11 protein-coding genes are annotated in these 12,241 nt (G+C 34.5%); 7 read left to right on the forward strand and 4 right to left on the reverse strand.

The annotated features are described in order from the left end of the window. Positions 1–52: 52 nt before the first annotated feature. The 7 genes from GCQ56_RS12385 (at position 53) to GCQ56_RS12415 (ending at position 9,441) form a co-directional block, all read left to right on the forward strand. Positions 53–1,363: an SPFH domain-containing protein gene (locus GCQ56_RS12385; RefSeq protein WP_152734787.1), complete on the forward strand. Its 1,311-nt coding sequence runs from the start codon at positions 53–55 to the stop codon at positions 1,361–1,363. Between the two features lie 201 nt (positions 1,364–1,564). After that, positions 1,565–2,998, forward strand: coding sequence for an ADP-dependent glucokinase/phosphofructokinase (locus tag GCQ56_RS12390; protein ID WP_152734788.1), 1,434 nt, complete (start codon positions 1,565–1,567; stop codon positions 2,996–2,998). 937 nt (positions 2,999–3,935) lie between these two features. Then, positions 3,936–4,223: a citrate lyase acyl carrier protein gene (gene citD, locus GCQ56_RS12395; RefSeq protein WP_152734789.1), complete on the forward strand. Its 288-nt coding sequence runs from the start codon at positions 3,936–3,938 to the stop codon at positions 4,221–4,223. Next, positions 4,223–5,119, forward strand: a complete 897-nt coding sequence (locus tag GCQ56_RS12400) for a CoA ester lyase (protein WP_152734790.1) — start codon at positions 4,223–4,225, stop codon at positions 5,117–5,119. The genes citD and GCQ56_RS12400 overlap by 1 nt, the downstream gene beginning before the upstream one ends. 25 nt (positions 5,120–5,144) lie before the next feature. Further along, a complete protein-coding gene (citF, locus tag GCQ56_RS12405; RefSeq protein WP_152734791.1) occupies positions 5,145–6,704 on the forward strand; it encodes a citrate lyase subunit alpha in 1,560 nt (519 codons plus the stop codon). 91 nt (positions 6,705–6,795) lie between these two features. Continuing rightward, positions 6,796–8,187, forward strand: a complete 1,392-nt coding sequence (locus GCQ56_RS12410; RefSeq protein WP_152734792.1) for a triphosphoribosyl-dephospho-CoA synthase — start codon at positions 6,796–6,798, stop codon at positions 8,185–8,187. A gap of 180 nt (positions 8,188–8,367) precedes the next feature. After that, the gene (locus GCQ56_RS12415) at positions 8,368–9,441 is read left to right on the forward strand and encodes a [citrate (pro-3S)-lyase] ligase (RefSeq protein ID WP_152734793.1); all 1,074 of its coding nucleotides are present in this window, start codon (positions 8,368–8,370) and stop codon (positions 9,439–9,441) included. A 26-nt stretch (positions 9,442–9,467) separates the two neighbouring features. On the opposite strand, the gene GCQ56_RS12420 is transcribed toward GCQ56_RS12415, so the two are convergent. The 4 genes from GCQ56_RS12420 to GCQ56_RS12435 form a co-directional block, all read right to left on the reverse strand. Further along, positions 9,468–9,782: a PQ-loop repeat-containing protein gene (locus tag GCQ56_RS12420; protein WP_152734794.1), complete on the reverse strand. Its 315-nt coding sequence runs from the start codon at positions 9,780–9,782 to the stop codon at positions 9,468–9,470. Positions 9,783–9,846: 64 nt separating this feature from the next. Continuing rightward, positions 9,847–11,409, reverse strand: a complete 1,563-nt coding sequence (locus tag GCQ56_RS12425; protein ID WP_152734795.1) for a response regulator — start codon at positions 11,407–11,409, stop codon at positions 9,847–9,849. 9 nt (positions 11,410–11,418) lie between these two features. Continuing rightward, positions 11,419–11,769, reverse strand: coding sequence for an STAS domain-containing protein (locus tag GCQ56_RS12430; protein WP_152734796.1), 351 nt, complete (start codon positions 11,767–11,769; stop codon positions 11,419–11,421). A gap of 15 nt (positions 11,770–11,784) precedes the next feature. Next, positions 11,785–12,240 carry an Hpt domain-containing protein gene (locus tag GCQ56_RS12435; protein ID WP_152734797.1) on the reverse strand — a complete coding sequence of 152 codons (456 nt, stop codon included), beginning with the start codon at positions 12,238–12,240 and terminating at the stop codon, positions 11,785–11,787. Between the last annotated feature and the right edge of the window lies 1 nt (position 12,241).

Consider the following 12,241-nt stretch of genomic DNA (forward strand, 5'->3'; position numbering starts at 1 on the left):
TAAATTATACTTTGGTCATTGAATTAATAAACCAATTAAACCATTTAATTTTATGATTGCATTAGGAGTTATCGTTGTTATTTTAGGACTAGTATTGTTGTTTTTAAAGCCATTTCTAGTAAGTAAGCTACAATTATTTTCGAAACTTACCGCTCGTTTTTCATTCGGAGTGATTGTTATGGGCTTCTTTATGATTATTATGCCATTTATGTTTTTTTGGGCAGAACCTGGATATCAGTATTTTGTTGTTTATCCTAATGGTGGTAAAGATGCTGTAATGACAGAAGGTATTAAATGGAGGGGATTTGCAAAAATCATACCTTGGCAAAAATACATTGATGTAAAAGTCGTAAGTAAAGGAGAAAAAAAAGATAATATCGAAGGTGTAATGAGTCCCATTCCAATTCGATTTATCGATCAGGTAACAGCGTCAGCAAAGTTATCAACTCGTTTTCAATTGCCAACAGATAAGGAATCGTTTATCGAAATGGCGATTGAGTTTAGATCACTACAAAATTTAGCTCATAATACATTAATCCCTACGGTTCGTGAGGTTGTATCAAATACTGGGTATATGTTTGCGGCACAGGATTATATTTCGGGTTCTGCATCCGATTTTAGGGTGGCAGTTGAAGACCAATTAAAAGCAGGAGCATATAGTGTTGAAAAGTTGGAGTACAGAGATACGATCATATCAGCAATTGAAGAAGATAATCGAGCAGTAAAGGAAATTCAAACTCGTTATGAGGTAAAGAAGAGAAAAGATGCTAGTGGCAAATTGATCCGTATTCCTCATGATATCAATGAAAATAATATTATTGTAGCACAGGTTATTGTTGATGATGTAATTTTGGAAGAGGTTTTTAAGAAAAGATTGGAAGCTCAGAGAGATGAATCGGCAAAAAGACAATTGGAGCAACAAAAAATTAAAACTGCGAAAGATGCTCAGGCGCGTATTGTTGCCGAAGGGGAAAGAGATAAGGCTGGTGAGCGTGTTACTCAGGAAAAAGAGCAGGTGAAAGCGTTGATTTCGATTGAAACCAAATTAAAGCAAGAGGAAACAAACAAGCGTTTGGCTGCAATAGCTTTAGAGACCGAAAAATTGAAATCTGCAGCTAAGAAAGTTGCTGCTGATGCTGAATCTTATCAGAATGCAAAATTAGTTTCTGCAGGTTTAACACCTCAGGAAAGAGCTCAAATAGAGAAAGAAATTGCAATTGGTGTAGCTAAAGAAATAGCTAAAATTAAATTCCCGGATGTAATGATTACAGGTGATGGAGGAAAGAATGGAAAAATGCCTCTTGAATCACTGATAGGTGCTGCAATGGCTAAGCAGTTAATGGATACCCAATTGAAAAAATAATCTTTTATATTTTTGAAATTCAGTTGAGACCTTTGTGGATTTATTCCCAAAGGTCTTTTTTTCATAAATTTACTGCAAACCATTGCAGTGATTTTTCGTTTGTTTTCCCTAAAGTTTTTAAGCTAAAGGACTTTTATTCCATTTCTTTGCTAAGTATATTTAATGTTGAAATCTGGAATAATAATATAAAATCACACCCATATGTCTTTAAGTGAATTAAAAACTGCATGGCTTGATAACTATAAATCAGCTCCTGCTCAATTGGAAAAAATGAGCAATATTAAAGGTTTAATAAGTGCGTTTAATGCAAATGTTGATGCGGTAATTAAGGTAAGCGGAAAAAGTATTGAAAAACTAATTATTGAAAATAATCTTAAGCTTGACTCTATTGTTTCGATAGGAGAGAAGGCAATCCGCACTAATGAAGATGCAATTAGAGGTTTTTTGAATTGCTTTAAAGGTGGTTTTGCTGAAGAATGGCTGATTGAGGAAGTTAAAGTGTTTGAGTGGTTGAATAAAAATGTTGGCTACGATAAAATGCAAATGGGTGGTCAAGGAGGAATTGTGGCTAATGTTATGGCAGTTTGCGGAGTGCAAAATGTTTATGTGCATTGTGCATCTGCGCCTAAAGAGCAAGCTCAGTTGTTTTTAAACCTTCCAAATCTTGTTACTACAAATGCAGATGGAGATATTCAGCAGGCTTCGAAGGTGGATAGAGCAAATGAGAATGCATTAATTCACTGGATTATTGAATTTGATAAGGGGGATACCATTACTGTTGATGGCGAAACTTATACCTGTCCTAAGGCAAATCGTTTTATTGCTACTTACGATCCTTTGAATTTCAAATTGCATGTGGATGAAAACTTTGACAAAAGAATGTCAAAAGAAGATATTAATCCTGAATACATTATCCTTTCCGGATACCAAATGTTGCATGAGAATTTAGCGGATGGAACAAAAGGAGTCGATCGAATCGATCTTTCGAAAAAAATGATTGCTGATTGGAGAAAATCATGTCCAAATAATCTATTGCATTTAGAGGTAGCATCAACGCAAGATAAGGTGGTTCGAAAACACTTAATTGATAGTTTGGTTGAAAGCGTAGATAGTCTCGGATTTAATGAGCGGGAGTTAATTGATATCCTGGAAGTAATCGGAGAAGATGAGTTGGCAGCAAAATGTGATGAAAACACCAACTCTTCTAATTTGTTTGAGGGAATGTTGAAGATTTATGAATATACGAAATGTCCAAGAATGCAATTGCACATGTTTGGATTGTACGTAACCCTTCAGGAAAAAGGATTTAAGGTGAGTTCTTTACAAAACCGAAATGGAATGCAATTGGCTGCTACCGTAGCTGCAGCAAAAGCAGGAACCGGTGCCATAGATACAAAAGATGTTTTGTTGTGGGCAAAAGATCATAAAGTATCTGATGTGGGATTGAAAGAGCTTGAGTCCTTATCTGAAACGGTAAAACTACATTTAGGAGAAAATGATCTGTTATCAACAGGTATTTTCTCAAACGAGCAACTTGAAGTGATTGCTGTACCTACTATCTTAATTGAAAAACCAGTAACATTAGTGGGAATGGGAGATACTATTTCATCCGTTTCGCTTGTAGGTGCAGTTTAGAATATAATTGTCAAAAATCGAAAAAGGAGTTCTTAAGCAATGCGCTTGATTGCTCCTTTTTTTATGGCAAAAAAAAATAGCCTTGTGGTACAAAGGCTATTTTATTCAGAACTGACTGTGTGGAACAGTTCAGGCTAACTCTAACACTAACATTATTTTACTAATCTAACTTACTACTATCTAAATTGATGATTCAAAGATAGAATTGATCTCTTAATTTTGATTTAATTAGCGATTAATAGCTTGTAGAAATGTATTAATCGGTAATTTTTATGAGTAGAAAAGTGTAAGTTGATTGACTTTTTAGAGTTGAAAAATATTCTATTAATTAATCGTGAAAAACCATTAACGGAAATAATTCTTTATTCAATCTAATGTTTTTATCCTTTGAAATGTATTTTTAGTTGATCAGTAAAATTAAAATAATTAAAACTATAATTTTTCAGAAAACGTTTGCGTAATCTAAAAAATTACACTTATATTGCGACGTATTTGAAAAGTAAGAACACAATTACCATTGTATACTTTACTAATCACACCTTTGATTTTCTTGTCTTTATGGCGAGAATTTCTAACCACTAACTAATCACTAACAATTAAGGCTCCGAATTTTCGGAGCCTTTGTTGTAATAGTATGTTTTATATTAAAAAGTCATTAATCTTTTAATCGTTTAAAAGGTTTTTTAGGCAAAGTCAAGTGAATATGTATTAAAATGACTTGAAAAAATCATTAGAATAGTAAGAAATGTATATACTTACAAACGTTTGCTTGTTTGTAATGTGTTGATATTCGGCTGGTTCCTGAGTGTGTTTTATAACACTAGCTAATTAACTACAAAAATCTTTAAAAGTGCTTTGATTTCTATTCAAAGACATTAAAATTTGCATAATCAATTAATAGAATTCTTACGGAATAATTAAACAAATATCGTTAACAATGACACCTAAGTTTAAAGCGCAGGCCGGAACTTTTGAATCAAGTGATATCATGATCTTGATTGAGCCAGTTGAGCAAGGAACCGGACTCCAGGTTGATATTTCTTCAACAGTAATGTTACAGTTCGAAGAAGATATCAAAACTACAGTAAATCAAGTGCTAAAGGATCTTGATATTAAAGATGTGCACTTGATTGCAAAAGATAAAGGAGCGCTAACACCAACAATTAAAGCGAGAGTTGAAACTGCAGTTAAACGTTCTTTAGGTATTCAGGAGGGTACAATGTAATGGCTAAAAGAAAAAGAAGATCAATGTTGTACATTCCGGGAAATAATCCGGCTATGATTCAACAAGCAGGAGTGTACGGATGTGATGCTGTATTATTAGACCTTGAAGATGCAGTTGCATTGAATCAAAAAGATGCGGCTCGTATTTTGGTTCGCAGCATGCTACAAACTGTAGAGTTTTACGATACAGAAGTTTGTGTACGTGTTAACAATATGCACACACCATTTGGTTTAGTCGATTTGGAAGAGATTGTTCCAATGCAGCCAGATAATATTCGTTTTCCAAAAACAGAATCGGTTGATGATGTTAAGGAATTTATGAAAGAAGTTCGCAGAATAGAAAAAAAGCATGGAATTAAGAAACCAACCATGTCTATTCACGTGATGATTGAAACTGCAAAAGGAGTAGCTAATGTGTATGATATTGCAGCAGCTGATCCTAGAATTGATGCAATTACTATTGGTGGTCAGGATTTAACTGCTGATATGGGAATTGTAAAGACACCAGATGGGGTTGGTATCGATTATGCAAGAAAAAGAATTGTAATGGCTGGTAAGGCTAACAATTTGGATGTGTTAGATACTGTTTTTGCTGATGTGAATGATGAAGAAGGTTTGCGTGAAGAGACTGAATACATCAAGAAAATTGGTTTTGCAGGTAAGGCACTTATTAACCCTAGACAGGTTGATACAGTTCACGAAGTATTTAATCCAACCGAGAATGAAGTGCGTAAAGCATATCGTGTGTACTCAGAATTTATCAAAAATAAAAAAGCAGGTATTGGTGTATTTGCTATTGATGGTAAAATGATTGATGCACCAGTTGTTCAACGTGCAATTACAGTATTAGAATATGCTAATATCGATCTTGAAGAGATTGAGAAGAGTGTTGGTTAATTAGGTTTCTTAATTGAATATAGACATGAAAAATGCATTGGGAGTTGAAATTCCTGAATATATAGAAGGCTTGGGAGAGTTAAAACCTTTCCAGGGAGTTTGGGAAAATATTATTGGAGATGAAGTGCCATCTACAAATATTTCAAGAACACTAAAAGCAAAAAAAGCTCACACATCTAAGTTGTGTGGTAATTTAGAAGAGGCGATTAAAAATTGTAATCCATTTGATGGTATGACTGTAACTTGTCACCATCATTTACGTGGTGGAGATGGAGTTTTGATGCAAACTATCGAAATTCTAGACAAGATGGGAATCAAAGATATCACTTTGGCTTCTTCTTCCTTAACCTCTGCTCACGATGGCTTAGTGCCTTACGTTGAGAGTGGTATGATTACCAAAATCTTTTCATCGGGAATCCGTGGAAGATTAGGTGAAATTATTTCTATGGGTAGATTAAAACACCCTGCAATAATTCACTCTCATGGTGGTCGTGTTCGTGATTTTTTAACAGGACGTATTAAGCCAGATTTATCTGTATTGGCAGCTTCTGCTGCTGATGAGGAAGGTAACTCAACAGGATCTCACGGACCTTCAGCTTTCGGATCAATGGGGTATGCTGATATTGATGCCAGATATTCTAAGAACGTAATCGTTGTTACGGATAACTTGGTAGAATATCCATGTGTTCCATCAACTGTGCGTCAGCATTTTGTTGATTATGTAGTAAGAGTTGATTCTATAGGTGATGCAACTAAAATTGCTTCGGGTACTACTCGTATCACAAGTTCACCAATGGACTTACGTATTGCAAGAATTGCAGCTAATGTAATTGAGCATTCAGGTTTGTTTAAAAATGGTATGTCGTTTCAGGTAGGTGCTGGTGGAGCCTCTTTGGCTGTTGCTAAATTCCTTCGCGAGGATATGAAACGCAAAGATATTAAGGGGAGTTTCATGATTGGTGGTGTAACATCTTATGGTGTTGACATGCTGGAAGAAGGTTTGTTTCAGGCTATTTTCGACGTACAGTCATTTGATGCAGCCGTTAGTTCTTCTGTCTTGAATAATCCAAATCATATCGAGATCACTTGTGATCAATACGCAAATCCAAACAACTGTGGTTCTATGACCAACAAGTTGGATGTTGTAGTATTGGGAGCCTTAGAGGTTGATGTTGATTTTAATGTGAATGTAATTACGGGTTCTTCAGGAGAAATTCGTGGAGCATCAGGAGGTCACTCTGATACGGCTTCAGGAGCCAATTTAACTGTTGTTGTTTGCCCATCTTTCCGTGGTCGTTTGCCAATTGTGAAAGATCGTGTTCACACAGTGGTTACTCCTGGTGAAAGTGTTGATGTGGTAGTTACAGAAAGAGGTGTTTGTGTGAATCCATCGAAACCAAACCTTGCTGCAGCACTTAAAAAATCAGGTGTGAAGGTTGTTGATATCCGTGACTTGAAAGAGGAAGTGGATAACATGACCGGAGTTCCGGCTGAAAAGCAATTGGGAGATAAGATTGTTGCATTGGTTGAGTATCGAGATGGTACAATTATCGATGTAATTTACAATGTCGAAAATCTATCTTAGGTAGAATTTGAAATAAATATATTGTGCACCCTAATTGTAATTTTACTTTTAGGGTGTATTTTTAATTGGGAATACAGAAGCTGAGGAACTGATGGATAAAGTAATCAAAGAATTATTGGAAGCTAAAGACAATAGAGCAGAACAGAGGAATTTACTTGCAGATCAAGTTGTGGCTTCTTTGAGCTTGAACTTGAATATTCCTGGCTATCCAAAATCGAATGAATTAAGGACGCAGTTTTTTAAGCATTCCTTAAAGAAACTGAAACGTTTTCTTTTAGCAAATAGGATTGATATTAATACAAATCAAGAATATTACGAAACAGATAAAGCAGGTGATTTTTATTTGGTTCCCATAGGTACTGATGCCTTGTCAATTTGTGAAATTAAAGAAATTACAGAGCGATTTGAAGAAGAACATCCATTGGGTCGATTGTTAGATGTAGATATTACAGATAAAAATGGTCATCCGGTTTCCTCTGGAAAAGCAAAACTTTGTTATTTCTGCAATCAGCAGGCAGCCATTGCTTGTATGAGGACACAAAAACATTCCTATGAAGAAATGCGTTACAAGATAGATGAGGATATAAAGAAATATCTTCATATGATTCAACAGGATGAAGTTTGCAAAAATCTTGCTGTAACTGCTCTAAAATCTTTATTGCACGAGGTTTCTTTATCTCCAAAACCAGGATTGGTAGATCGCTTTTCTTGCGGATCTCACGATGATATGGATTTTTCAACCTTTATCAATTCAAGTGCAGTATTGTCTGTGTATTTTAAAGAGATTGCTGAATTTGGTTATGAGTTTAAAGGGGAAAACTTAAAAAGCGCATTACCTGAATTGCGTCGAATAGGCTTGTTGATGGAGGAAGATATGTTTACCGAAACAAATGGAGTGAATACTCATAAGGGAGCTATTTTTCTTTTGGGATTTTCTCTTTTTATCAGCGCATATTTAATTGCCTGCCAAAACTTTTCTTATCATTCATTTGTTGAGTTGTTGAAAGGGTTGAATGGCAATTTGGTTGAAAAGGAATTGGGTAAAAAATTATACTCTAAAGCCAAGACTCATGGCGAAGAGTGTTTTCAAAGGTATGGAAAGAAAGGACAAGGCATTAGGGGAGAAGTTCAAGCTGGATTACCTAGCGTATTCGAGCATGCTATACCTGTTTTAAGTTCACATTTACAGGATAAAAATATTATTACTGATTCATTACTTCAAAAATCATTAACACATACACTTTTGGCTTTAATTGCTAATAATGAGGATAGCAATATACTATTTAGAAGGGGTATAGAAGCTTTGGAGGATCTAAAACAAAAGGCGCAAAAGGCATTTGATTGTTTCGGAGAATCGGATTTTGATGAGAAGTACAAAGGGTTGATGAATTTTTGTGCGAAAAATCATATTTCACCTGGAGGATCAGCAGATTTATTAGCGGTTAGTTATTTTGTTTTTACGGTTAATCAAAAATATGCTTAGCGCTACTAAATCATGAACTAAAAACAAATAACATTTATCATGATTTTTGATGTATTTATAGCCTCTGAAACATATTAATGAAGGGATGAATTTTCAGTAAAATCTTATATAATTGAATACTGAGAAACAGTACAAAAAATCACACACAGAAAACTAAATAAACAAAATTAACGGAAAAGGATGGGCGTCGAAAATACAGATTACAGAGAAGAATCCTTGGATTTAAATAACCCCTTTGATATAAAACTGATTTCGGAATTTTTAGAACCTTTAGGTTTCATTTTCGAATCTCAGGATGTAGATTATTCAATGATTTTGTATAATTTAAACGGAGAGGTTATTGGCACAGGATCGTATCAGGGAAGGGTGTTGAAGTATGTTGCGGTAGCTCCCAAATTTAGAGAAGGTGCGGCTTTTGCTCAAATTGTTACACATCTTATTGATTTGGTGATTTTAAAGCACAAACATATTTTTGTTTACACCAAGCCTCGAAATTTGGAAGTGTTTAAGGGTTTGGGATTTACCGAGATTGCTACGGCAGAACCATTATTCTCAGTTCTTGAGTTTGGATATGAGAATGTTAAAACATATCAGGATTACCTAAGATCGGTTAGAAGAGAGATAAGCGTTGGAGATGTTGCTGCTGTTGTTGTAAACTGTAATCCATTTACCAAAGGTCACAAATACCTGATTGAAAAAGCTTGTAAAGAGAATCGCCTGGTTTATCTGTTTATAGTTGAGGAGGATCGTTCTTCGTTTACTTTTGATATTAGATGGAGATTGATTGAAGAAGAGCTTGGACATATCGATAATTTGGTGATGGTAAAAGGTGGAAACTATGTGGTTTCCGGTACCATTTTCCCTTGCTATTTTTTAAAGGAAGAAAAAGAGTGTGATATAGCAGCCAAACAGGCAGAGTTGGACGTGATTACCTTCATGCATTACATTGTACCAGTTTTAAATATTACCAGAAGATATGTGGGAACAGAAATGTACTCGCCGGTAACGGCTGCATACAACGAAGCAATGATAAAATACTTGCCATCGAATGGAGTGGAATTGAAAGAAATCCCAAGAATTACGAATGGCGATGAGGATAACTATATTTCAGCATCGAAGGTAAGAGCTGCAATTAGAGAAGACCGACTGAATGATGTTATAAATTTTCTTCCCGACTCAACAAAGAATTTTTTACTATCGGAAGAATCGAAAGAGATTAGAGAGAAAATAAGAAATACGATATCAAGACATTAAAAGAGAAGCCGGATGAGAATCCGGCTTTATTTTTTAATTATTTTTTGGAATAATACTGCCAAACCTGTTGGTCTAGAGTTATAGGTATATTTTGCAAAAATTAAATAGAATAGTAGTACTAAATTAAACAGATAATTGAAGTAGAGTGGGATATGATAGTTTTTGCTGGCTATATCATCATTAATAATGTAGCTAAATGTAAAAACTTCTCCCCAGAACCAAAGCCAAAGAAAAATCTCACTCAGATCATCCGTTTTTCTTGTTTTAAACGTATGAATCACTTGAGGTAGGGCACAAATGGCAAATAAAAGGCTTCCTAGCCATCCAATAATTTCGTTCATTGTTTTTTAGCAATTAAATTTTTGGCAAATGTGCTAAAAAAAAGGGAAATAGAATTGATTTTGGTTAATTTCTTTGAATGACAAGAAGTGTTCTATCGTCATCGAACTTGGATACGTTATGTGAGCGTGCCACTTCTTCTTCAATTTTGGTTGGAGTTAAATTTTCCTGCTTTTTAAAATTATCTAAGGCCATGAAAAGTGCGTCATCACCAATCATTTCATTATTCTTGTCATTTACTGCCTCAGTGTAGCCATCGGTGTAAAATAAAAGCTTATCTCCTTTTTGAATTTCATGGACCAAACTTTGGTAATTGGCATCTTTTATAACACCTAGCAATGTGCCAACAATATTGAGTTGAGAGATCGTATCTTCGGAACTGTTATAATAGTACGGTCGTAAAGCGCCTGCAGAAGCAACGCTTACTTTATTGGTTAAGCTAGAAATAGAGATAATACTTAAAGTTGTAAATACCTCCGTTAACTGCATGTCTTTAAAAATATATTTGTTAATGATTTCAAGAAATTTTCCAGGGTGTTCTACAAAGTTCCACTCTTCTCTATCCAAGAAAAAATTAATTGTACTTCGTATGTAGGCAATATAGGCAGGAACAAAAAACCAGGCATCCCATTTTTTACCCATTACATCACCTAGAATTAAAATTTTTCGATTTTCGTCTATATTGATAACTTCGTAATAGTCTCCACCTGGTAACTTATCGTATGGTTGATGTAACACCTGAATATCATAATCGTTTAAACTATCAGAAAAATTATTTTCGAATCGTATGGGTGATCTTTTTGCTGCAGTGTTTAAGGCGTGCAGGTATTTATTTTTTAATTCGTGTTCTCTCTGTATGTTAGAGTTAATTTGATGAACAATGAGTCTTGAATCCAATTTTTTATAAAGGAAACTATTGATTTTAAATTTCAGAAAGAAATCCATTTGTTCTTTATTTTCGGAATCTGAAACTAAAATGCTAATGGGTAGATGATTTGAGACAATTTCACTGATTTTTTCAAGAATAGAAGTTGCCCAATCTGCAGCATCGTCAATAATAATTTCCCATGTATTCACATCCTGTAAGGCCATGAAGAAATCCGTATCTGTATAAACTACCTTAATGTTTGTTTTGATTAATTTACGAGGAAGAGGAAAGGGTTTAATTCTATTGGCACAATAAATTAAATTGCCTTTTTTAAAGCTAATATCATTCTTTCTGGCTCCATCTAAAATATCTTTTCTTAGAAAAGATTTTTTTAAATGTGACTGAATTTTGGAGATGAATATTTTTTGTTTGATGGGTTTGGTGATAAAATCATCCGCCCCATCGTTCAAGTTTTTGATCCAGGTTTCTTCTTCGGTATTGCCCGATAAGAATATGAATGGTGTGTGTTGGTATTCAGGTAAACTTCGAAAATGGCGTACCAATTCATTGCCATCCATCAGAGGCATGTACAAATCGGATATGATTAAATCGTAATGCTCACTTTTAGCTTTGTTGATAGCATCTTGACCATTTTTGGACAAAGTTGTTTGATACCCTAAATCATTTAGAGTATACTCAATAAATTTTAAGATAACTACATCGTCATCAACTACAAGTATATGAGGTGAGACTTTGCCCATAATGGCAGTTTATTCTGCTCTCGAAAAGCTGTTTACACAAGCCTTTGAATCCTGGAATATGTCAAAAATTGAATCCAATTGCATTAATTCAATCAATTCCATTACATCTTTGTTGATATTGCAAAGCTTAATTTGACTTTGATGTTCTTTTGAAGTTTTTAAAGCAGAGAGTAAAGCTCCAAACCCAGAACTATCAATGAAACTAATTGCTTCAAAATCTACAATAAGTCTCGATTCTGGTTGAGTTAAAACTTCGTTCATTTTATCTTTAGCAATTCCTGCATTAAGGGCATATAAACGATTGGTTTCACCCAATTTCATTATAGTAATAGAATCAACGTTTTTGGTTTCGATGTTCATAGCTTTAGTTATGGTTTAAAGTTGTTGTAATGTTGTTTTAAGTTCATCAACAGCTAATGGACAGTTGGTTAAGAAACATTCAACGAGATCAGGAATATGTTTTAATTCAACGTCATTGCTGGCTTCATTCATCACATTGCTCCAGTTTTTTTCATCATCAGGACTTAATTCAACACCTTTTTCTTTTTTTATCTGTAATTCAAATTTAAGGTTTCCTTTTGAAAAATGCTCTAATTGTTCAAGACAATCCCCTATATATTCCATGCCCATCGTTCGAACCGATGATTTTGCCTTGTGAGCAATTGCGCCTAAACCAGCCCAATCTCTAGTGTCAAAATTTGATGAAACTTCATCTGTAAATTCGGGAATTTGTTCAATGAATATTTCAATCATTTCTTCAATAATACTCTTGTCGTTACCCGACATTTCTTTCAAATAGGATAAATCAGTGATTTTGTGTCCTTGAGTCATT

It is taken from the genome of Marinifilum sp. N1E240, assembly GCF_009295825.1.
Classification (GTDB): domain Bacteria; phylum Bacteroidota; class Bacteroidia; order Bacteroidales; family Marinifilaceae; genus Marinifilum_A; species Marinifilum_A sediminis.